Origin of the sequence: Streptantibioticus silvisoli (assembly GCF_027947535.2) — a bacterium.
GTDB lineage: Bacteria > Actinomycetota > Actinomycetes > Streptomycetales > Streptomycetaceae > Streptantibioticus_C > Streptantibioticus_C silvisoli.
Window position 1 is genome coordinate 146,966 of sequence record NZ_JAAGKO020000011.1, and the last position, 22,509, is coordinate 169,474.

The following is a 22,509-nucleotide window of genomic DNA, read 5'->3' on the forward strand; positions in this document are numbered from 1 at the left end:
AACGAGCCGGACCCGGAGGGGGTATCGCCCCGAAGGGGCGGTGGGTCAGCCGGTCCGCCGGACCCGGGCGGCGCGGTGCAGGTCGTCGAGCTTGTCGACGAGCTGGCGGCGGAAGGCGGGCAGCAGGTCGGCGCGGGCCAGGCACGCCTCGCCGGCGGCCAGCACCTCGGGGGTGGGGTGGTGGTCGGGGAAGCCGAACCGGACCAGGGCCTGGGCGATGGCCGGGCCGCGGCGGGCGGCGGTCGCGGCGGCGGCGTCGAACCACGGGACGGCGTAGCCGGCGAGCAGGTCGAGCTGTTCGGGCTGCCAGAAGCCGGACGCGGTCTGGATGGCGAGGTTGTTGGTGAGTGCGTCGTCGTCGAACAGCGCCCGCCAGGCGGCCCGCTTGGCCGGTTCGGTGGGCAGCGCGGCGCGGCAGTGGGCGGCGGACTCGTGGCCGGTGGAGCTGGGGTCGCGGGCGAGTTCGGCGGCGACGGCGGCCTCGTCCACCGCGCCGAGGACGGCGAGCCGGCCCAGGATGCGCCAGCGCAGTTCAGGGTCGGCGGGGGCGCCGCCGGGCAGGGTGCCGGTCTCCAGCCAGTCGGCGAGTTCGCGGGCGGCCGGGCCGGGCGGGGCGCAGTCGATGAGCGCGCGCAGGCCGGCCAGCCGCACGTCGTCGTCGGCGTCGGGGCGGTCCAGCAGGGCGCGGGCGGTGGCCGACAGGGCGGCGAGGGCGTCCTGCTGGCCGGCCGGGTCGAGGTAGCAGCCGGCGACGGTGGTGCGGGCGAAGGTGAGCACGCCGTGGATGACCGAGGGGTCGGACTCGGCGGGCAGGTGGCGGGCGACCAGGGCGATGTGGTCGGCGGGCGGCAGGTCGCCGTCGCGGACCATGTCGCGGGCGGTGTTCCACAGCACGGCGCGCGAGAGCGCGTCGGGGACGCCGGACAGCGAGGTGGTGACGGTCCGCCAGGAGTGCGGGTCGAGCCGGACCTTGGCGTAGGTCAGGTCGCCGTCGTTGGGCAGCAGCAGCGCGGCCCGCGGAGCGGTGAGGGTGGCGGTGGCGTCGCCGGGGACGTTCAGCGGCACCGGGGCGCCGGGGACCAGGGTGCCGGGGCGGTCGGGGTCGGTGTCGTAGCAGCCGATGACCAGCAGGTGCGGGCGGCTGCCGTCGCGCTCCACGGTGACGTCGTAGCCGCCGTCGGTCTCCGGGCCGGTGCGGACGGTCAGGGTGTCGGGGCCGGTGGTGCGCAGCCAGGCGTCGGCCCAGCCGCGCACGTCGCGGTCGGTGGCGGCGCGGGCCAGCGAGTCGGTGAAGTCGGCGAGGGTGGCGTTGCCGAACCGGTGGCGGGTGATGTGGTCGTTGACTCCGGCCAGGAACGTCTTCTCGCCGAGCCAGGCGACGAGTTGGCGGATGGCGGAGGCGCCCTTGGCGTAGGAGATGCCGTCGAAGTTGCTCAGGGCGCCGGAGGTGTCGGCGACGCCGTCGGCGGACGGGGCGACGGGGTGGGTGCTGGGGCGCTGGTCGGCGTCGTAGCCCCAGCTCTTGCGGACCACGGCGAACGAGGTCCAGGGGCCGGCGGCCTGCCAGCCGGTGGTGGCGTCGCGGGTCAGCTCCGACAGCACCTGGTAGCCCATGTACTCGGCGAACGACTCGTTGAGCCAGATGTCGTCCCACCAGCGCAGGGTGACCAGGTCGCCGAACCACATGTGGGCCATCTCGTGGGCGATGACCATGGCGCGGGTCTGGCGTTCGGTGCCGGTGACGGCGGAACGGAAGACGAACTCGTCGCGGAAGGTGACCAGGCCCGGGTTCTCCATGGCGCCGGCGTTGAACTCCGGGACGAACGCCTGGTCGTAGGAGTCGAACGGGTAGGGCTCGTCGAAGATGTCGGCGTAGTGGTCGAAGCAGCGGCGGGAGATGTCGAACAGCTCGTCGGCGTCGGCGTCGAGGTGGGCGGCGAGCGAGCGGCGGCAGTGCAGGCCGAAGGGCAGCCCGGCGTGTTCGGTGCGCACCGAGTGGTACGGGCCGGCGGCGACCGCGAACAGGTAGGTGCTGATGGGCGGGGTGGTGGCGAAGGTCCAGCGGCCGTCGCCGTCGCGGCCGGTGCGGGTGGGCACCGCGTTGCCCAGCACGGTCCAGGCGGGCGGCGCGGTGACGGCCAGGTCGAAGACGGCCTTCAGGTCGGGCTGGTCGAAGCAGGCGTAGACCCGCTGGGCGTCCTCCAGGAAGCCCTGGGAGTAGACGTAGGTCTCGCCGTCGGCGGGGTCGGTGAAGCGGTGCAGTCCCTCGCCGGTGCGGGAGAAGGCCATGTCGGCCTCGACGAGCAGCTCGTTGTCGGCGGCGAGGCCGGTCAGCGGCAGAACGTTGCCGTCGAGGGCGGCGGGGTCGAGGTCGCGGCCGTTGAGGACGGCGCGGCGCAGCGTGGTGGGTTTGACCTGGACGAAGCTGTCGGTGCCGGGTTCGGCGGAGAAGCTGATCCGGGTGACGGAGCCGAACGCCTCGTCGCCCCGGGTCAGGTCGAGGTCGACGGCGTATCGGTGGACGGTGAGCAGCCGGGCGCGGGTCTCGGCCTCGGTGCGGGTCAAAGGCGGCATGGTGCTCATGCTGCCGCAGGGCGGTCCGGCCGGGCCAGCGGGTCACCGGGAACGCGTCGGCGGGGCGCGCGCCGGGGGCGAATCGCACTCCTGGCGCACCGCGGGACCGTAGTCTCGTAGCGGGGTTCCCTGCGGGCGGGAGGCGGCGATGGCGGACGACGGTGCGGCGCCGGGGGTCGGCGAGGTCGAGCGCGGGTTCCCGCACCTGGCGACGGTCCGTACGGCGCTGACCGCGCTGTACAAACGCCTGTCGTACGACACGATCAGCACGTTCGCGGCGAGTGTGCTGCCGGGGCAGGTGGCGATCGGGGCGGGGACGGATCTGCACCTGGGGACGCAGGACGTCGCGCGGGTCATGGTGCGGCACCTGCGGCTGCCGCGGGCCAGGATCGTGGTGTCGTTCCGCGACATGGTGCACGCCGGGCGGGTGGAACTGGCGGCCGGTCCCGAGTACTTCGTGGAGCTGAACTCACGGTTCACCACCGACCGCCGCGACATCGGCGCGTGCCTGGCGCACGAGGTCACCCACGTCTACCTGCACCGGCTGGACCTGTGGTGGCCGGGGACGCGGGACAACGAGATCCTCACCGACACGGCGTCGGTCTTCCTCGGCGCCGGCTGGCTGCTGCTGGACGCGTTCCGGCAGGAGAGCGTCATCCGCGGCGACCGGCTGGTGCGCACGGCCTCCAAGCTCGGCTACCTGACCCCGGAGGAGTTCGGCTACGTGCTGGCGGTACGGGCCCGGGTCTTCCACGAGGACATCGAGCCGTGGCTGTCCAGCGCGCAGGCCAGGGACGCGTACCGGGCCGGCGCCGAGGTGGCGCGCGCGGAGAGCCGGTGTCCGCCGCTGGCCGGGGCGGGCTGGGCGGCGCGCCGGGCCTACGCGGCGCGGCGCCGCCGGGCGGTGGAGGCGTGGCGGCGGCACGGCCGGCTGCCGGCGCGGGCCGCGGAGGCGGACGGCGTGGTGTTCGAGGGCGGCGATCCGCTGCGGGTGTCGTTCCCCTGCCCGACCTGCCATCAGCGGCTGCGGGTGCCGGTACGCGGCCGGCTGCGCGCCCGGTGCGTACTGTGCCGCGCCGAGTGGGACTGCGACACGTGACGGCGGGCGTGGACGGGGTGGCCACGGTCCCGTCCGGGGTCACGGCCGCGGTCCGAGCGCCCGGCACCGTTGGACGGACGGCACCGCCAGCCCCGGCACCGCCAGGACAGACCACCGCCCCGTCAGGACAGGCCCGTCGCCTCGCGGGCGGCGATGTGGGCGGGGACGGGGTGGCCGGGCGGCAGGGCGGGGTCGGGTTCGGGGGCGCCCCAGACGGTGGTGAGCGGCAGGACGCCGGCCCACAGGCCGAGCGCGCCGTCCGGGCTGTCGGCGTCCTCGGGCGGGCCGGTGCGGATCTTGACGGAGGCCTCGGTGAGCGGCAGCGCCAGCAGGGTGGTGGCGGCCAGCTCCTTGGCGTTGGGGCGGCGGGCGTAGTCCCACTGGCCGGGGGCGCTCTGCTCGCTCAGCACCCGCAGCCCGTGCAGGAGTTCGGCAGCGTCGTCGCCGGCGGTGACGCGGCGCGGGACGCCGTAGACCAGGGCGCTGCGGTAGTTGACGCCGTGCTCGAACAGCGAGCGGGACAGCACCAGACCGTCGACGTGCGTGACGGTGACGCACACCACGGCCGCCGGGTCGGCGCGCAGGCTGCGGCTGGCCACCGAACCGTGCAGGTAGAGGGTGTCGCCGTCGGTGCCGTAGACGGTGGGCACGACCATCGGCACCCCGTCGGTGACGACGCCGAGGTGGCAGACGAAGCCGGCGCGCAGGACGGCGTCGAGGTCGGCGCGGGCGGTGCTGCCCTGCTCGCGCAGCCGGCGGTGCCGGGTGCGGTCGGTGACGGTCAGGCGCTGGTCGTCGGACATGTCCGCAGGGTACGCCGGACGCCGTGCGGCGCCCGCCCCCGGTCGGGTGGGGGCGGGCGCCGCGTCCGGTTCCGTACGCCGTTGTACGGACCGTTTGGGGGGCCGGGCCCGGTCGCGCCGCGGTGGCGGCGGGTGCCGGGCGTCCGGGTCAGACCACGAGGGCGCGGTCCGTGGGGCGGATCGGGGCGTGCAGGCTGCTGGTGCCGGTCAGGTAGTGGTCGACCGCGCGGGCCGCGGACCGGCCCTCGGCGATGGCCCACACGATGAGCGACTGGCCGCGGCCGGCGTCACCGGCGACGAAGACCCCGGGGACGTTGGTGGCGAAGTCCTCGTCGCGGGCCACGTTGCCGCGCGGGTCGAGGGCCAGGCCGAGCTGGGCGACCAGGCCGTTGTCCTGGTCGGTGCCGGTGAAGCCCATGGCGAGGGTGACCAGCTGGGCCGGGATGACCCGCTCGGTGCCCTCCTGCGGCTCGAACCTGCCGTCCTTGAAGGCGACCTCGACCAGGTGCAGCTCCTGGACGTTGCCGTCCTCGTCGCCGGTGAACCTGACCGTGTTGACGGCGTAGACCCGTTCGCCGCCCTCCTCGTGGGCGGAGGTGACCTTGTAGGTCATCGGGAAGGTCGGCCACGGCTGGTGGTCCTGCCGCTGCTCGGCCGGGCGCGGCATGATCTCCAGCTGGGTGACGGAGGCCGCGCCCTGCCGGTGGGCGGTGCCGACGCAGTCCGCGCCGGTGTCGCCGCCGCCGATGACCACGACGTGCTTGCCCTCGGCCGAGATCGGGGAGGTGACGTAGTCGCCCTCCTGGACCTTGTTCGACAGCGGCAGGTACTCCATGGCCTGGTGGACGCCGTTCAGCTCCCGGCCGGGGACCGGCAGGTCGCGGGCGGTGGTGGCGCCGGCCGCGATGACCACCGCGTCGTAGCGGCGGCGCAGCCCGGCGGCGTCGAGGTCGCGGCCGATCTCCACGCCGGTGCGGAACTTGGTGCCCTCCGCGCGCATCTGCTCGATGCGGCGGTTGATGTGCCGCTTCTCCATCTTGAACTCGGGGATGCCGTACCGCAGCAGGCCGCCGATCCGGTCGGCGCGCTCGTAGACCGCGACGGTGTGGCCGGCCCGGGTCAGCTGCTGGGCGGCGGCCAGGCCGGAGGGGCCGGAGCCGATGACGGCGACGGTCTTGCCGGACAGCCGCTCGGGCGGCTGCGGGGTGACGTTGCCCTGGTCCCACGCCTTGTCGACGATGGTGACCTCGACGTTCTTGATGGTCACCGGCGTCTGGTTGATGCCGAGCACGCAGGCCGCCTCGCAGGGTGCCGGGCACAGGCGGCCGGTGAACTCCGGGAAGTTGTTGGTCGCGTGCAGGCGGTGGGCGGCGCCCTTCCAGTCCTCGCGGTAGGCGTAGTCGTTCCACTCGGGGATGAGGTTGCCCAGCGGACAGCCGTTGTGGCAGAACGGGATGCCGCAGTCCATGCAGCGGCCGGCCTGCTTGGTGATGATGGGCAGCAGGGAGCCGGGGACGTAGACCTCGTTCCAGTCCTTGACGCGTTCGTGGACCGGGCGGGAGGTGGCGATCTCGCGCCCGGTGGTCAGAAAGCCCTTCGGGTCAGCCATGTGCCGCCTCCATCATCTTGGCCGTCGTCTCCGACTCGGTGAGCCCGGCTTGCTCGGCGGCGACCTTGGCGGCGAGCACCGCCTTGTAGTCCCTCGGCATGATCTTGCCGAAGCGGGTCAAGGTCGTCCCCCAGTCGGCGAGCAGAGCGGTCGCCACCGTGGACCCGGTCTCCTCCTGGTGGCGGCGCACCACGTCGTGCAGCCAGCCGATGTCGTCCGCGTCGAGCGGTTCGATCTCCACCAGGCCGGTGTTGACGTGGCCCGGGTCCAGGTCGAGGACGTACGCGATGCCGCCGGACATGCCGGCGGCGAAGTTGCGGCCGGTCTCGCCGAGCACCACCGCGCGGCCGCCGGTCATGTACTCGCAGCCGTGGTCGCCGACGCCCTCGGCGACCACCGTGGCCCCGGAGTTGCGCACGCAGAAGCGTTCGCCGACCCGGCCGCGCAGGAACAGCTCGCCGCCGGTGGCGCCGTAGGCGAGGGTGTTGCCGGCGATGGTGGAGTACTCCGCCAGGTGGGTCGCGCCGCGGTCCGGGCGCACCACCAGCCGGCCGCCGGACAGGCCCTTGCCGACGTAGTCGTTGGCGTCGCCCTCCAGGCGCAGCGTCACGCCCTTGGGCACGAAGGCGCCGAAGGACTGGCCGGCCGAGCCGGTGAAGGTGATGTCGATGGTGTCGTCGGGCAGGCCCGCGCCGCCGTACCGCCGGGTGACCTGGTGGCCGAGCATGGTGCCGACGGTGCGGTTGATGTTGCGGATGGCGATCCGGGCGCGGACCGGGGCACCGTTGTCGAGGGCGTCGGCGGCCAGCTTGATCAGCTGGTTGTCGAGCGCCTTCTCCAGGCCGTGGTCCTGGGCGACGACCTGGTGGCGGGCGGCGCCCTCCGGCAGGTCGGGCACGAACAGCAGCGGCGCGAGGTCGAGGCCCTGGGCCTTCCAGTGCTGCACCGCGGCGCCGGTGTCGATCAGCTCGGCGTGGCCGACCGCCTCGGCGATGGTGCGGAAGCCCAGTTCGGCGAGGAGTTCGCGGACCTCCTCGGCGATGAACTCGAAGAAGTTGACGACGAACTCCGGCGAGCCGTTGAACCGCTCGCGCAGCACCGGGTTCTGGGTGGCGATGCCCACCGGGCAGGTGTCGAGGTGGCAGACGCGCATCATGACGCAGCCGGAGACGACCAGCGGCGCGGTGGCGAAGCCGAACTCCTCGGCGCCCAGCAGCGCGGCGATCAGCACGTCGCGGCCGGTCTTGAGCTGGCCGTCGGTCTGCACCACGATGCGGTCGCGCAGCCCGTTGAGCAGCAGCGTCTGCTGGGTCTCGGCCAGGCCCAGTTCCCAGGGGCCGCCGGCGTGCTTGAGCGAGGTGAGCGGCGAGGCGCCGGTGCCGCCGTCGTGGCCGGAGATCAGCACCACGTCGGCGTGCGCCTTGGACACCCCGGCCGCGACCGTGCCGACGCCGACCTCGGAGACCAGCTTGACGTGCACGCGGGCCGCCGGGTTGGCGTTCTTCAGGTCGTGGATGAGCTGGGCGAGGTCCTCGATGGAGTAGATGTCGTGGTGCGGCGGCGGGGAGATCAGGCCGACGCCGGGGGTGGAGTGCCGGGTGCGGCCGATCCACGGGTAGACCTTGTGGCCGGGCAGCTGGCCGCCCTCGCCGGGCTTGGCACCCTGGGCCATCTTGATCTGGATGTCGTCGGCGTTGACCAGGTACTCCGAGGTGACGCCGAAGCGGCCGGAGGCGACCTGCTTGATGGCGCTGCGCCGCTGCGGGTCGTGCAGCCGCTCGGGGTCCTCGCCGCCCTCACCGGTGTTGGACTTGCCGCCGATGCGGTTCATGGCGACCGCGAGCGTCTGGTGGGCCTCCAGCGAGATGGAGCCGTAGGACATCGCGCCGGTGGAGAAGCGCCGGACGATGTCGGCGACCGGCTCGACCTCCTCCAGCGGCACCGCCGGGCGTTCGCTCCTCAGGCCGAACAGGCCGCGCAGCGTCATCAGCCGGGTGGACTGCTCGTTGACCCGCTCGGTGTACTTCTTGAAGATGTCGTAGCGCCGGGTGCGGGTGGCGTGCTGGAGCCGGAAGACGGTCTCCGGGTCGAACAGGTGCGGTTCGCCCTCGCGGCGCCACTGGTACTCCCCGCCGATCTCCAGCCGCCGGTGCGCGGCGGAGATGCCGGAGACCGGGTAGGCCTTGGCGTGCCGGGCGGCCACCTCCTGGGCGACGACGTCGACGCCGACGCCGCCGATCTTGGTGGTGGTGCCGCGGAAGTAGGTGTCGGTGAAGCGCGGGTCCAGGCCGACGGCCTCGAAGACCTGCGCGCCGCGGTAGGAGGCGACGGTGGAGATGCCCATCTTGGACATCACCTTCAGCACGCCCTTGCCGAGCGCCTTGATCAGGTTGGCGAGGGCGGCCTCCGGCTCGATGTCCTGGAGGAACGTTCCCGCGCGGACCAGGTCCTCGACCGACTCCATGGCCAGGTACGGGTTGACGGCGGCGGCGCCGTAGCCGACCAGCAGGGCCACGTGGTGGACCTCGCGCACGTCGCCGGCCTCGATGAGCAGGCCGACGTGGGTGCGGGTCTTGGTGCGGATGAGGTGGTGGTGGACCGCAGAGGTCAGCAGCAGCGACGGGATCGGCGCGTGCTCGGCGTCGGAGTGCCGGTCCGACAGCACGATGAGCCGGGCGCCGTCCTCGATGGCGGTGTCGGCCTCGGCGCAGATCTCGGCGAGCCGGGCGGCCAGCGCGTCGCCGCCGCCGGAGACCCGGTACAGGCCAGACAGCGTGGCGGCGCCCAGTCCCGGCAGGTCGCCGTCGGCGTTGATGTGGATGAGCTTGGCCAGCTCGTCGTTGTCGATCACCGGGAACGGCAGCACGACGTTGCGGCAGGAGGCCGGGGTGGGCTCCAGCAGGTTGCCCTGCGGGCCGACCGAGGAGATCAGCGAGGTGACGAGCTCCTCGCGGATGGCGTCCAGCGGCGGGTTGGTGACCTGCGCGAACAGCTGGGTGAAGTAGTCGAACAGCAGCCGCGGGCGGCTGGAGAGCGCGGCGATCGGCGAGTCGGTGCCCATCGAGCCGATCGGCTCGGCGCCGGCCTTGGCCATCGGCGCCAGGATGACCCGCAGCTCCTCCTCGGTGTAGCCGAAGGTCTGCTGGCGGCGGGTGACCGAGGCGTGGGTGTGCACGATGTGCTCGCGCTCGGGCAGCTCGTCGAGGTTGATCAGCCCGGCGTCCAGCCACTCCGCGTACGGGTTGCCGGCCGCGAGTTCGGCCTTGATCTCGTCGTCCTCGATGATCCGGTGGCCCTCGGTGTCGACCAGGAACATCCGGCCGGGCTGGAGGCGGCCCTTGCGGACCACCTTGTCCGGCGCGATGTCGAGCACGCCGACCTCGGAGGACAGCACGACCAGGCCGTCGTCGGTGACCCAGTACCGTCCCGGGCGCAGGCCGTTGCGGTCCAGCACCGCGCCGACCAGGGTGCCGTCGGTGAAGGTGACGCAGGCCGGGCCGTCCCAGGGCTCGATCATCGTCGAGTGGAACTGGTAGAAGGCGCGCCGCTGCGGGTCCATCGTCGCGTGGTTCTCCCACGCCTCCGGGATCATCATCAGCACGCTGTGCGGCAGCGAGCGGCCGCCGAGGTGCAGCATCTCCAGCACCTCGTCGAAGGTGGCCGAGTCCGAGGCGTCCTCGGTGCAGACCGGGAAGATCCGCTCCAGGTCGCCCGGTATCAGGTCACTGGCCAGCTGCGATTCGCGGGCCCGCATCCAGTTGCGGTTGCCCTGCACGGTGTTGATCTCGCCGTTGTGCGCGACGAAGCGGTACGGGTGGGCCAGCGGCCAGCTCGGGAAGGTGTTGGTGGAAAAGCGCGAGTGGACCAGCGCGATGGCGGTGGCGAACCGCCGGTCGGACAGGTCGGGGAAGAACGGCTCCAGCTGCCCGGTGGTCAGCATGCCCTTGTAGACGATGGTCCGCGCGGACAGCGAGGGGAAGTAGACGCCCAGCTCGCGTTCGGCGCGCTTGCGCAGCACGAACGCCGAGCGGTCCAGCTCGATGCCGGTCCGCCCGCCGCGGGCGTCGGCGACGAACAGCTGGGAGAAGTACGGCATGGTCGAGCGGGCGGTGGCGCCCAGCAGCTGCGGGGCGACCGGCACCTCGCGCCAGCCCAGCACCGCCAGGCCCTCGGCGTCGGCGAGCCGCTCGACGTCCTCGACGGCCTTGGCGCGGTCGTCGGTGCCGACCGGCAGGAAGGCGATGCCGACGGCGTAGCCGCCGGGGGCCGGAAGGGTGAACTGCGGGCCGATCGCGTCACGCAGGAAGGCGTCCGGGACCTGGAGCAGGATGCCGGCGCCGTCGCCGGAGTCCGGTTCCGAGCCGGTGGCACCGCGGTGCTCCAGGTTGCGCAGGACGGTCAGCGCCTGCTCCACGAGCTCGTGGCTGGCCTCACCGGTGAGGGTGGCCACGAAGCCGACACCGCAGGCGTCGTGCTCGTTGCGGGGGTCGTACATCCCCTGCGGGGCGGGGCGCCCGTCCAGGTGGGCCCGGCGGCTGTCGCCGGGCTCGGAGTGCGTGGACGCGGAACGCATCGGCTCTCCCGTCGTCGTCGTTGTATTGCCGGAGTGATGTCGCGACACAACAGGGACGGCGCTGGCCCTCTGCGATTTCGTGCAGGTTACATGATGGCTGAGATCTCGAAAAACGGAATCTTGATTCCATTATGTGGACATGAGCCGAGGTGTACGGCATCGGGTATGTGTCGGATTGCGGCCACGGGGGTCCGCATCACACGTCGCGCGGGTAGGGCGGCGTTGCCCCGGCGCTAGAAGCTGATGCCCCGCGGCAAGCGGACCGAAACACGGCAGAAATAACCGGTGTCCGCACAAGTGCCCCGCAGGCCGTTCGTGGCGGGCCCGCCGGCGCGACCGGCGCGGCGCGCGAAGGCCGCCTGCCACCGGCGGTACGGCCGGTGGCAGGGGTGGTACGGCGGTGCCCGGCGGGGCGGGCGCGGCCGCCGCGGGCCGCGGGAGCGGGCGGTGCCGGACGGGCCCCGAACCGGGCCGCCCGGGCCGGGGAGCGCAAGCGGAATCCGCGGCCGCCCCCGGCGGGCGTGCCGTCAGCCGACCGCGGTGCCGAACAGGTGGCCCAGCAGGAAGGTGACGCCGGCTGCCGCGCCGCCCAGCACCAGCTGGCGCAGGCCGCTGTACCACCACGACTTCGCGGTCACCCGGGCCACGACCGCGCCGCAGCCGAACAGGCCGATCAGCGCGAGCACCAGCGACGGCCACAGCGAGGTGGCGCCCAGCAGGTACGGCAGCAGCGGCAGCACCGCGCCGATCGCGAAGGAGGCGAACGAGGAGACCGCGGCCACCGCGGGCGACGGCAGGTCGGAGGGGTCGACGCCGAGTTCCTCGCGGGCGTGTATCTCCAGGGCCTGCTCGGGGTCGCGCGACAGCTGCCGGGCGACCTCGGCGGCCAGTCCCGCCTCCACGCCGCGCGAGACGTACAGCGCGGCCAGCTCGCGCTCCTCGTCCTTCGGGTTGCGGCGCAGCTCCTGGCGTTCGACGTCCAGTTCGGCCTGGACCAGCTCGCGCTGCGAGGCCACCGAGGTGTACTCCCCCGCCGCCATCGAACACGCGCCGGCCACCAGTCCGGCAAGGCCGGTGATCACGATGGTGCGCACCGCGACGTCCCCGCCGGCCACACCGGTCATCAGGGCGAAGTTCGACACCAGGCCGTCCATCGCGCCGAACACGGCGGGACGCAGCCAGCCGCCGTTGACGTCGCGGTGGCTGTGGTGGGTCACGTGGTAACTGTCCGACGGCTGGTCGGCGTTCTCAACAGCGGTGGACATCGGCTCGCTGACTCCTTCCGGGCCGCGGGGGCGGCGCCCTCGACCATACGCACCGCCGGGGGCCCGCTGCCAGCAAGGAAAGGCTGCCCGAACCCCGGTGACCAGCGGGATCACGTGGCGGCGGGGTGCGGGGCGGCGCGGGCCGCTCGGCGGGGGGGAGCCGGTCGGCGGCGCGGGCCGCTCGGCGGAGGGATCGTCCGACGGCGGGGCCGGGCGGCGGAGGGGGCGGTACGCGGCGGGAGCCGTGCGTGGCGGGGCCGGTACGCCGCAGGCCACCCGGTCGTACGGACCGGGTGGCCTGGTGGTGACGCGAGGCGGTCTGCGTCAGGTGGTCTGCGGTGCCTCGGTGACGACCTTCGGCGCCTCGCTGTCCGCCTTGGTCAGGTCGGCCTTGCCGGTGTCCGCACCGGGCTCGGGGGCGTCCTTGCCGGCGGTGTCCTCGGCGGAGGCGACCTCGGCGGCGGAGGCGTCCCGCGCGGTGGTGTGCTCGGCGGAGGCGGAGGCGTCCTCGGCGGTGGGCGCGGGGGCCGCGCCGGGTGCGGGGTCGGCGCCGGAGGGGGTCGCCGCTCCCCCGGGCACCGCGTCCTGCGGCTTCGCGTCCTTGCCGGCACCGTCGACGCCGTCGACCGTAGCGTCGGCGCCGGTGGCCGTATCGTCGGCGCCCGCCGTACCGGCCGTACCGCCGTCACCGTCGATGAGGGGCTCGACCTCGTCCTCGCGGCCGGGGTGGCGCTTGGCGGAGATCAGGAAGCCGGTGACCGCGCCGATGAAGACGATGATCGCGGTCCAGTCGTTGAGACGCAGGCCCAGGATGTGGTGGGCGTAGTCGACCCGCATGTGCTCGATCCAGAAGCGGCCCACCGTGTACGAGGCGACGTACAGGGCGAAGGCCCGGCCGTGGCCGAGGCGCCACTTGCGGTCCGCCCACATCACGAGCAGCGCGACGCCGATGCACCACAGGCACTCGTAGAGGAACGTCGGCTGGTACAGCCCGATGTCGGGGGTGTTCGGCGGCCGGTGCGCGGCGTCGATCTTCAGCGCCCAGGGCAGCTTGGTCGGGCTGCCGTACAGCTCCTGGTTGAACCAGTTGCCCCAGCGGCCGATGGCCTGCGCGAGCGCGACGCCCGGGGCGACCGCGTCGGCCCAGGCCGGCAGCGGGATGCCCCGGCGGCGGCAGCCGATCCAGGCACCCAGCGCGCCGAGCGCGACCGCGCCCCAGATGCCGAGACCGCCGTCCCAGACCTTGAAGGCGCCGACCCAGTCCTTGCCGGGGCCAAAGTAGAGCTCGTAGTCGGTGATGACGTGGTAGAGCCGGCCGCCGACCAGTCCGAAGGGCACCGCCCAGACGGCGATGTCGGCGACGGTGGTCTTCTGGCCACCGCGGGCCGCCCAGCGACGGCCGCCCAGCCACACGGCGACGAACACGCCGATGATGATGCAGAAGGCGTATCCGCGCAGCGGGATCGGGCCGAGGTGAACGACGCCCACCGAGGGGCTGGGAATGTATGCGAGGTCCATGGCGGAACCGACGCTACCTTGCCGGGCCCGGACCGGCGCAACCCGCCCCGCACGGAAATCCGCGCGCCCCCGGCCGTCCACCCGGTCCGCGCAGGTCGGCGCGGTGCGGGCGGATACCGGGGGCGGAGGGTACGGCAGGGATGCGGCGTGGTTACGGCGGGGGCGCGGCGGGGACGGCCGGAGACGTCAGCCGGCGCTCGGGCCGGAGCCGCCCGGGGCGGTGCCAGCGGCGGCGGAACCGCCCGCCGGGGCGGAACCACCCCTGGAGGCGGAACCGCCCGTGGACGCGGAGGTGCCCGCGGTCGCGGAGCTGCCCGCCGGGGCGGAACCGCCCGTGGAGGCGGAGCTGCCCGTGGAGGCGGTCGGGGCGGCGGAACCCAGCGGTTTGCCCTGGTCGGCGGCGTCGACCAGCTGGATCAGCCGGGCCGGGCTCAGCGGGTGGGCGGTGTCGGCGTAGATGTTCTTGCCGTTGAGCAGGACGGTCGGGGTGGAGCCGAAACCCGCACGGGCGAACTGGGCGTTGGCCTTGTTGACCCACGCGTCGTACCGGCCGCTGTCGACGCAGGAGGTGAAGGCGGCGGTCTTCATGCCGGGGACCTTCGCCGCGAGCTGGAGCAGCCGCTTGTTGTCCGCGAAGGAGTCCTCGCGCTCGTCGGGCTGATTGTCGTACAGCAGGTCGTGGTAGGGGCGGAACCTCCCCTCTTCCTGGGCGCAGGCGGCGGCGTTGGCGGCGTGCAGCGAGCCGGTGCCGCCGAGGTTGCCGTCGATGAGCCGCACCAGGTGGTACTCGCCCTTGAGCTTGCCGCTGTCCATCAGGGAGTGGACGGTGGCGCGGAAGCTGCGTTCGAAGCCGTCGCAGGCCGGACAGCGGAAGTCCTCGTAGACCGTCAGGGTCGAGGGGGCGTTCGGGTCGCCGACCGGCACGGCCAGGTCCGCCTTGCCGGTGGCGCCGGAGGGGGCGGCGGCCGGCGCGCCCTGCTGTCCGCCGCCGCGCCCGGCCACCACCACGCCGATCACCGCCGCGATCGCCAGCACGGCGACGATGCCGCCGCCCACCAGCGCTCCCCGCTTGCGCCGGGCCCGGGCCTCGTCGCGCTCGCGCTCCTCCCGCAGCCGCTCGCGGGCGGTGCGCTTTCCGTCACGGTTCTTGTCGCTCACGCCCCTGCTAACGCGCCGGACCTGCCGGGGACGCGCCCTGCCGCCCCACCGGGCCGGCAATTCCCCCGATCGGGCGACAGCGCCGACCGGGGGAAGCGACGGTCAGCCGCGCTTGCGGACGCCCGCGGCCAGCTCGCCGGCCAGGCCGCGCAACGCGTTCAGCCCGGCCTGGAGGTCCTGGCCCGCCTCCCGCGCGTCCAGCAGCCGCTGGACGAACGCGGAGCCGACGATGACGCCGTCCGCGAAGGCGGCGACCTCGGCGGCCTGTTCGGCGTTGGAGACGCCCAGGCCCACGCAGACCGGCAGGCCGGTGGTGGCCCGGGTGCGGCCCACCAGCGCCTCCGCCGACGCGCCGACCGACGCGCGGGTACCGGTGACGCCCATCAGCGAGGCCGCGTAGACGAAGCCGGAGCCGACCGCGGTGATCTTCGCCAGCCGTTCGTCGCGGCTGCTGGGGGCGACGACGAAGACCGTGGCGAGCCCGTGCCGTTCGGCGGCCGCCCGCCACACCGCGGACTCCTCCACCGGCAGGTCGGGCAGGATGCAGCCGGCGCCGCCGACCGCGGCCAGGTCCTCGGCGAACCGTTCGGCGCCGTAGCGGTCGACCGGGTTCCAGTACGTCATGCACAGCACCGGCGCGCCGGTCGCCGCGTGCACCGCGCCGACCGTGCGGATGACGTCGGCGATCCTCACCCCGCCGCGCAGCGCGATGTCGTCGGCGGTCTGGATCACCGGGCCGTCCAGCACCGGGTCGCTGTGCGGCAGGCCGATCTCGACGATGTCGCAGCCGCCCTCGATCATGGCGACGGCCGCGGCGATCCCGTCCTCGACGGTGGGGAAGCCGGCCGGCAGGTAGCCGACCAGCGCGGCGCGGTCCTCGGCCTTCGCGGCGGCCAGGACCCCGGACAGCAGCTCGATGTTCCCGCTCACTTGGTCTCCCCCTGGGCGTCGTTGCCGCCACGGCCGCCGGCGGCCCCGTCGTCGTACAGGCCGAAGTACTTCGCGGCGGTGTCCATGTCCTTGTCGCCGCGACCGGAGAGGTTGACCAGCAGCAGCGCGTCCGGGCCCAGTTCGCGGCCGACGACGAGCGCCCCGGCCAGCGCGTGGGCGGACTCGATGGCCGGGATGATGCCCTCGGTCTGCGACAGCAGCCGCAGCGCCTGCATGGCCTCGTCGTCGGTGACCGGGCGGTACTCCGCGCGGCCGGCGTCCTTGAGGTAGGAGTGCTCGGGGCCGATGCCGGGGTAGTCCAGGCCGGCCGAGATCGAGTACGGCTCGGTGATCTGGCCGTCCTCGTCCTGAAGGACGTAGGACCGCGAACCGTGCAGGATGCCGGGGTCACCGGCGGTCAGCGTGGCGGCGTGCTCACCGGAGTCGACGCCGTGGCCGGCCGCCTCCAGGCCGATGAGCCGCACGCCCGCGTCGGGCAGGAAGGCGTGGAAGAGGCCGATGGCGTTGGATCCGCCGCCGACGCAGGCCAGCGCCGCGTCCGGCAGCCGTCCGGTGCGCTCCAGCAGCTGGCGGCGGGCCTCGACGCCGATGACCCGGTGGAAGTCGCGCACCAGCGCCGGGAAGGGGTGCGGCCCGGCCACCGTGCCGAACAGGTAGTGGGTGCGGTCGACGTTGGCCACCCAGTCGCGGAACGCCTCGTTGATGGCGTCCTTCAGGGTGCGGCTGCCGGACTTCACCGCGATGACCTCGGCGCCGAGCATCCGCATCCGGGCGACGTTGAGCGCCTGGCGCTCGGTGTCGATCTCGCCCATGTAGATGGTGCACTCCAGGCCGAAGAGTGCGCAGGCGGTGGCGGTGGCGACGCCGTGCTGGCCGGCGCCGGTCTCGGCGATGACCCGGGTCTTGCCCATCCGCCGGGTCAGCAGCGCCTGGCCCAGCACGTTGTTGATCTTGTGCGACCCGGTGTGGTTGAGGTCCTCGCGCTTGAGGAAGACCCGCGCGCCGCCGGCGTGCTCGCCGAACCGGGAGACCTCGGTGAGCGCGCTGGGGCGCCCGGTGTAGTTGACCAGCAGGTCGTTCAGCTCGGCGGCGAACGCCGGGTCCGCCTTGGCCTTGTCGTACTCGGCGGCGACCTCGTCCACGGCGGCGACCAGCGCCTCCGGGATGAACTTGCCGCCGAAGTCGCCGAAGTACCCGGCGGCGTTCGGAACCAGACCCTCGGGGTCCGGGATGAAGAAGTCGGTGGTCATACCGATGGCTCCTCGCGGAACGGCCGACAGCCGTTCCGTGCGTGATGACGGCGCCCCCGGCGCGTCGGAACAGCGCGGGGCGCGTGCGGGACGGGGGTACGGGACAGGGATGACGGATCGCGTGCGCGACGGGGGGCGCGGCGGGTTCAGGCCGCCGCGGGGCGCCGCCGTCGCCGGTGTCGACGTGACGGTGCGCACCCAGGTCGCGCCGGCGGCTTCAGGCCGCCGCGGCGCGCCGCCATCGCCGGCCGTTCACCTGGCCCGGCTCGCAGCCGATGACGTAGCGCACCCGTCGTCCCAGCACCCGGCGCGCGGGCGCGCGGCAGCCGCGCGGCTTGCAGCCGCGGGCCAGTCGGGCGGACAACGGCATGGGGTCAGTCCCTGCCCTGCCGCAGCGCCGGGTGGGCGCCGGCCGCCACCAGGTCGGCCACCGCGGACTTCGGGTCGCGGCCGGTGACCAGCGACTCGCCGACCAGCACCGCGTGGGCGCCGTCGTGGGCGTAGGCGATCAGGTCGTGCGGGCCGCGCACGCCGGACTCGGCGATCTTGACCAGGTGGTCGGGGATCTCCGGGGCGACGCGGGCGAACGTGCCGCGGTCGACCTCCAGCGTCTTGAGGTTGCGCGCGTTGACGCCGATGACCCGGGCGCCGGCCGCCAGGGCCCGTTCGGTCTCCTCCTCGTCGTGGACCTCCACGAGCGGGGTCAGGCCGATGGACTCGGCCCGTTCGATGAGGGAGACCAGCGCGTTCTGGTCGAGGGCGGCGACGATCAGCAGGGCCAGGTCGGCGCCGTACGCGCGCGCCTCCCACAGCTGGTAGCTGCTGACGATGAAGTCCTTGCGCAGCACCGGGATGTCGACCCGGGCGCGGACCGCGGCCAGGTCCTCCAGGGAGCCGCCGAACCGGCGCCTCTCGGTGAGCACGCTGATGACGGCGGCACCGCCGGCCTCGTAGTCGGCGGCGAGGCCGGCCGGGTCGGCGATGGCGGCCAGCGCGCCCTTGCTGGGGCTGGACCGCTTGACCTCGCAGATCACCGCGACGCCCTCGCCGCGCAGCGCCGCGAAGCCGTCCTTGGCCGGCCGGGCCTGGGCCGCGCGCTCCTTCAGTTCGTCGAGGGAGACACGGGCCTGCCGTTCGGCGAGGTCCTCGCGGACACCGTCGATGATCTCGTCGAGCACAGTCACGCGAGTGGCCCCCTTCCGGGCTGGTGCGGATTCCCGGCGCACGTCACGCGCGAGTAGTTGCGATGGTATCCGCCACGGGAGCCCGACGAGCCATCCGAGCGCCCCGGCGCAGCCGTCGCGACGCGGGTAGCCCACGCTGAACGCGCAGGTCAGGGAGCCAGCGCGGCACCAAAAGGCAGATTGCGGACAACGCTGAAGACGACCAGCAGACCGCCGAGCGCGTACCAGGCGGCCGGCGTCATCCGCCAGCGCCGGGGCACCACCGGACGGCCGCGGGCCTCACGCAGCGCCCACAGCACCCACAGCACGGCGCACACCGCGTACCCGAGCACCGCCACCGCGTTGTCGTGCAGGGCGCCGCCGAGGTCGCCGTGCACGACCGCGTACGCGCTGCGCAGACCGCCGCAGGCCGGGCAGTACCAGCCGGTCAGCGCCAGGAACGGGCAGACCGGGTAGTGCCCGGGGTGGTTGGGGTCGACGCTGCCGACGTAGGCGAAGGCGGCAGCCACCCCGGCGAGCGCGGCGACCGGCACCACGAGCCGCCGCGCCGCCGGGGCGGGCGCGGGATCCGGTCGCGGGATCGACGGCACCCGGCGATCCTCCCTCGGCACGGCGCGGTCCGCCAGGCCGTTCAGCCGTCAGCCGTCGGCGCTGGTCCTGGCGCCGACGGCGATCTTCTTCTTCTCCGGCAGCGGCATGCCCAGGCCCATCAGACGCATGACCAGGCCGACGACGCCGCCCAGGACGATGATGACGATGCCCACCCAGAAACCGATCGGCTCCGCCAGCACCATGAAGACGCCGCCGACGCAGAACCCGATGAAGATGATGGTCGCACCGGTCCACCCGGCAAGCGTGTGACCGTGGCTGTTGCCCGACATGAATACTCCTCATGTGTTGCGAGCGCGGCACCTCACAGCGCGCTCGCGACCATTGTCCCCCGCCCGGCCCGGTGCTCCCGCACGGGGTCACCCTCGCCTGCGGAGTGTCGCGAGGGTCACCCCGCAGGGGCGCGAGGTGGGCGGAGCGGGGCGCGTGTTGGGCGATGGATGGACGGGGTTACGGGACGGCGGGGTTACGGGGACGGGGCCGGGGGCCGGCCTGCGCGGGCGCGGTTACGTAAGGACGGGGCCGGGGTCTGCGGACGTGGCCCCGCGGGGGCGGAGTTACGGGAGGACCGGCCGGGGTCTGCGGATGCGGCCCCACGCGGGTGCGGTTACGGGAGGACGGGGCCGGGGTCTGCGGACGTGGCCCCGCGGGGGCGGAGTTACGGGAGGACCGGCCGGGGTCTGCGGATGCGGCCCCACGCGGGTGCGGTACCGCTCCGGGGCTCCGGCGTGCCGGGGCGCGGCCGGCACCGGGGAGAGACCTGACCGCTCGGGTCAGAGGTCGGCGGTGGGGTCCTCGCCGCGGTCGAGGGCCTTCCAGATCTCGCCGGGGGCCTCGGGGTCGGGGGCCTTGCGGGGGGCGCGGCGCGGCCGGGGGGTGCCGTCGCGTTCGTAACGGGAGGACATGGCCGGCCAGGAGCCGCCACGGGCCACGGCGATCAGCCCGGAGCACAGCAGCAGCAGGCCGCCGGCCGCAGCGACCCAGGGCCAGCCGCTGTGCGAGGCGTGCTGGACGGTGGTGGCGGTCAGACCGCTGGCCTTGGCCGCCGCGGCGTCCAGCGCGCCGGTGCCGGACGCGCCGGCGACCGCGGTCCACAGCACGCCGGCGCCGCACACCGCCAGCAGGACGGAGACCACGACACGGCCGGTGCGGCGGACCGCGAAGACGGCGACCAGCGCGGCCAGCCCGACCAGCGCCAGCGCGTCCGGGATGCCGGTCACCGCCTTGCCGCTGACGCTCACCGGTTCGTGCGCGCCCGCGACCGGCGCGGAACCGGTCGCCCAGGTCTCACCGGCCGCGAACAGCACGACGGCGGCGCCCACCGCGCCGAGCACCAGCGCCGCCGTGAGACTGCGCCGGCCCGATGACGGTGCCGCGTCCCGCGACACCGTGCCGTCAACCGGCTCGCCGCTCTGCGTCGCCTGGGGTGCGTCCTGCCGCGTTGCCTGGGGTGCGTCACTCACGTCGTCCACTATCGCCTCCACGCTCCGGGCCCCGGCACCCGGGGTGGGTGCGGGGGGATCGGGTGCGGGGTGCGGGGCGGCGTGGTGCGGGGGCGGGGAGCACCGGGGGGCAGGGGCGGTCGACGGAGGCGGGGGCACCGGACATCACAGCCGGTTGACGGAACCGAGGGCACCGGCGGCACAACCGACCGACGGGGAGGGATGCACCGGACGTCACAACCGGCCGACGGAGGCGGGGGCACCGGACGTGACAACCGGCCGACGGAGGCGGGGGCACCCGACGTCACAACCGGCCGACGGAATCGGGGGCACCGGACGGAGACGGACGCCCCGGACGCGTCACAGCCGGTTGGCGGTGGCCACCGCGCGCAGGACGGCGGCCGCCTTGTTGCGGCATTCGGCGTCCTCGGCGGCCGGGTCGGAGTCGGCGACCACTCCGGCGCCCGCCTGGACGTACGCGGTGCCGTCGCGCAGGAGGGCGGTGCGGATGGCGATGGCGGTGTCGGAGTCGCCGGCGAAGTCCAGGTAGCCGACGCAGCCGCCGTACAGGCCGCGCCGGGTGGGTTCGAGTTCGTCGATGATCTGCAGGGCGCGCGGCTTGGGCGCCCCGGACAGCGTGCCGGCCGGGAAGCACGCGGTGAGCACGTCGAAGGCGGTGCGGCCCTCGGCGACCCGGCCGGTGACCGTGGAGACGATGTGCATGACGTGGCTGTAGCGCTCGACGGACATGAAGTCGACCACCTCGACGCTGCCCGGCTCGCAGACCCGGCCCAGGTCGTTGCGGCCGAGGTCGACCAGCATCAGGTGCTCGGCGCGTTCCTTGGGGTCGGCCAGCAGTTCGTCGGCGAGGGCGGCGTCCTCCTGCGGGGTGGTGCCGCGCGGCCGGGTGCCGGCGATCGGGTGGACCATCGCGCGGCCGTCCTCGACCTTGACCAGCGCTTCGGGCGAGGACCCGACGACGTCGAAGCCGTCGAACCGGAACAGGTACATGTACGGGCTCGGGTTAGTGGCCCGCAGCACCCGGTAGACGTCCACCGCGGCGGCCTCGCACGGCGTCTCGAACCGCTGCGACGGCACGACCTGGAACGCCTCACCGGCGCGGATACGCTCCTTGACCTCCTCGACCGCCTCCTGGTACGCCGGACCGCCCCACAGCGCGGTGAACTCCGGCAGCTGCGACGGCGGCAGCTCGCACGGCCGGCTGTCCAGCGGCTGCGCCAGGTCGGCGGCCATCGCCTCCAGCCGCGCCACCGCGTCCGCGTACGCCTCGTCGACGCCGCTGGGACCGCCGTCGAGGTTGATGGCGTTGGCGATCAGCAGCACCGTGCCGTTCCAGTGGTCCAGGACCGCCAGGTCGGAGGTGAGCAGCATCGTCAGCTCGGGCAGCCCGAGGTCGTCCTTGGCGTGCTCGCCGATGTGCTTCTCCAGCCGCCGGACCACGTCGAACGCCAGGTATCCGACCATGCCGCCGTGGAACGGCGGCATGCCCGCGCTGTCGTGCAGGTCGCGCGGGGTGTGCAGGGCCTGGACGGTGGCCCGCAGCGCGGCCAGCGGATCGCCGTCGGTGGGCACGCCGACGGGCGGGTTCCCCAGCCAGTGCGCCTGCCCGTCGCGCTCGGTCAGCGCCGCCTCACTGCGCACCCCGATGAAGGAGTAGCGGGACCACGAGCGGCCGTGCTCGGCGGATTCGAGCAGGAACGTGCCCGGTCGCTCGCCGCTCAGCTTGCGGTAGAGGCCGATCGGCGTGTCGCCGTCCGCGAGCAGCCGCCGGGTGACCGGGATCACCCGGCGGTCCTGCGCGAGCCGACGGAAGGTGTCCAGGTCTGGAGTGAGAGTGGTGTTGCCCGGGGTCATGCGCGAATCCTAGTGGCCCGCGCCCGACCGGACCGGGGGTCACCGGCCTGGCGGGCCGTCACCCGGGGAGCGGCCGTGTTGTGCGGGGCGGGCGATGTCCGGGGTGGGCCGGCGATGTCCGGGGTGGCACCCGTCCGGGGTGGGCCGGGTCCGGAGCGGCCGCGACCCCGGGGCCACGTCCCGTCAGCTCAGCGGGAGTCGGTCCGCGTCGAAGCAGGTGCGGTCGCCGGTGTGGCAGGCGGCACCGACCTGGTCGACCTTGACCAGGAGCGTGTCGCCGTCGCAGTCCAGGGCGACGGACTTGACGTGCTGGACGTGGCCCGAGGTGTCGCCCTTGACCCAGTACTCCTGGCGGCTGCGGCTCCAGTACGTGCAACGGCCGGTGGTCAGCGTGCGGTGCAGCGCCTCGTCGTCCATCCAGCCGAGCATCAACACCTCACCGGTGTCGTACTGCTGGGCGACGGCGGGCACCAGGCCCTGGGAGTCACGCTTGAGGCGCGCGGCGACGGCCGGATCGAGCGGCGATGCGGGTGCTGGCATGCACCCATTGTCGCGCGGACCGGCGCGAACGCGGAATTACAGCGGCGTGGGAGGTGGTG

General features: G+C 73.9%; 17 protein-coding genes. 1 reads left to right on the plus strand and 16 read right to left on the minus strand.

The features are described 5' to 3' along the window. Nucleotides 1-45: 45 nt before the first annotated feature. Nucleotides 46-2,574 carry an aminopeptidase N gene (pepN, locus tag POF43_RS10760; RefSeq protein WP_271324648.1) on the minus strand — a complete coding sequence of 843 codons (2,529 nt, stop codon included), beginning with the start codon at nucleotides 2,572-2,574 and terminating at the stop codon, nucleotides 46-48. Nucleotides 2,575-2,722: 148 nt separating this feature from the next. Between pepN and POF43_RS10765 the strand changes: the two genes are divergently transcribed. After that, nucleotides 2,723-3,673 (plus strand): hypothetical protein, encoded by a 951-nt coding sequence (locus POF43_RS10765; RefSeq protein WP_271324647.1) that lies wholly within the window; start codon nucleotides 2,723-2,725, stop codon nucleotides 3,671-3,673. A gap of 122 nt (nucleotides 3,674-3,795) precedes the next feature. Here POF43_RS10765 and POF43_RS10770 read toward each other — a convergent pair whose 3' ends face one another. The 15 genes from POF43_RS10770 to hisI all read right to left on the minus strand — a co-directional run bounded on the left by POF43_RS10770 (nucleotide 3,796) and on the right by hisI (nucleotide 22,450). Then, nucleotides 3,796-4,476 carry a pyridoxamine 5'-phosphate oxidase family protein gene (locus POF43_RS10770; protein WP_282704527.1) on the minus strand — a complete coding sequence of 227 codons (681 nt, stop codon included), beginning with the start codon at nucleotides 4,474-4,476 and terminating at the stop codon, nucleotides 3,796-3,798. A gap of 148 nt (nucleotides 4,477-4,624) precedes the next feature. Then, nucleotides 4,625-6,085: a glutamate synthase subunit beta gene (locus tag POF43_RS10775; RefSeq protein WP_271314228.1), complete on the minus strand. Its 1,461-nt coding sequence runs from the start codon at nucleotides 6,083-6,085 to the stop codon at nucleotides 4,625-4,627. Further along, nucleotides 6,078-10,658, minus strand: a complete 4,581-nt coding sequence (gltB, locus tag POF43_RS10780) for a glutamate synthase large subunit (protein ID WP_271314229.1) — start codon at nucleotides 10,656-10,658, stop codon at nucleotides 6,078-6,080. Before gltB ends, POF43_RS10775 begins: the two co-directional genes overlap by 8 nt. A 527-nt stretch (nucleotides 10,659-11,185) precedes the next feature. After that, nucleotides 11,186-11,923: a VIT1/CCC1 transporter family protein gene (locus POF43_RS10785; protein WP_271314230.1), complete on the minus strand. Its 738-nt coding sequence runs from the start codon at nucleotides 11,921-11,923 to the stop codon at nucleotides 11,186-11,188. 324 nt (nucleotides 11,924-12,247) lie between these two features. Beyond that, on the minus strand, nucleotides 12,248-13,441 hold the full coding sequence (gene lgt / locus POF43_RS10790) for a prolipoprotein diacylglyceryl transferase (RefSeq protein ID WP_271325943.1): 1,194 nt from the start codon (nucleotides 13,439-13,441) through the stop codon (nucleotides 12,248-12,250). A 186-nt stretch (nucleotides 13,442-13,627) separates the two neighbouring features. After that, complete coding sequence (locus POF43_RS10795; RefSeq protein ID WP_308217732.1) at nucleotides 13,628-14,599, minus strand: DsbA family protein; 972 nt, start codon at nucleotides 14,597-14,599, stop codon at nucleotides 13,628-13,630. A gap of 102 nt (nucleotides 14,600-14,701) precedes the next feature. After that, entirely contained in the window at nucleotides 14,702-15,529 is an 828-nt protein-coding gene (trpA, locus tag POF43_RS10800) for a tryptophan synthase subunit alpha (RefSeq protein WP_271325004.1), read from the minus strand. Beyond that, entirely contained in the window at nucleotides 15,526-16,800 is a 1,275-nt protein-coding gene (gene trpB, locus POF43_RS10805; protein ID WP_271314233.1) for a tryptophan synthase subunit beta, read from the minus strand. The genes trpA and trpB overlap by 4 nt, the downstream gene beginning before the upstream one ends. Before the next feature lie 217 nt (nucleotides 16,801-17,017). Further along, nucleotides 17,018-17,170: a tryptophan biosynthesis modulator TrpM gene (gene trpM / locus POF43_RS10810; RefSeq protein WP_271325003.1), complete on the minus strand. Its 153-nt coding sequence runs from the start codon at nucleotides 17,168-17,170 to the stop codon at nucleotides 17,018-17,020. Between the two features lie 4 nt (nucleotides 17,171-17,174). Beyond that, nucleotides 17,175-17,984: an indole-3-glycerol phosphate synthase TrpC gene (gene trpC, locus POF43_RS10815; RefSeq protein ID WP_271314234.1), complete on the minus strand. Its 810-nt coding sequence runs from the start codon at nucleotides 17,982-17,984 to the stop codon at nucleotides 17,175-17,177. Nucleotides 17,985-18,133: 149 nt separating this feature from the next. After that, nucleotides 18,134-18,574 carry a DUF2752 domain-containing protein gene (locus POF43_RS10820; protein ID WP_271325002.1) on the minus strand — a complete coding sequence of 147 codons (441 nt, stop codon included), beginning with the start codon at nucleotides 18,572-18,574 and terminating at the stop codon, nucleotides 18,134-18,136. A gap of 48 nt (nucleotides 18,575-18,622) precedes the next feature. Next, nucleotides 18,623-18,865 (minus strand): HGxxPAAW family protein, encoded by a 243-nt coding sequence (locus tag POF43_RS10825; protein ID WP_271325001.1) that lies wholly within the window; start codon nucleotides 18,863-18,865, stop codon nucleotides 18,623-18,625. 501 nt (nucleotides 18,866-19,366) lie between these two features. Continuing rightward, nucleotides 19,367-20,056, minus strand: a complete 690-nt coding sequence (locus POF43_RS10830) for a TIGR02234 family membrane protein (RefSeq protein ID WP_372515953.1) — start codon at nucleotides 20,054-20,056, stop codon at nucleotides 19,367-19,369. 339 nt (nucleotides 20,057-20,395) lie between these two features. Further along, nucleotides 20,396-21,910 carry an anthranilate synthase component I gene (locus POF43_RS10835; RefSeq protein WP_271325847.1) on the minus strand — a complete coding sequence of 505 codons (1,515 nt, stop codon included), beginning with the start codon at nucleotides 21,908-21,910 and terminating at the stop codon, nucleotides 20,396-20,398. Nucleotides 21,911-22,093: 183 nt separating this feature from the next. Then, a complete protein-coding gene (gene hisI, locus POF43_RS10840) occupies nucleotides 22,094-22,450 on the minus strand; it encodes a phosphoribosyl-AMP cyclohydrolase (RefSeq protein ID WP_282698701.1) in 357 nt (118 codons plus the stop codon). Between the last annotated feature and the right edge of the window lie 59 nt (nucleotides 22,451-22,509).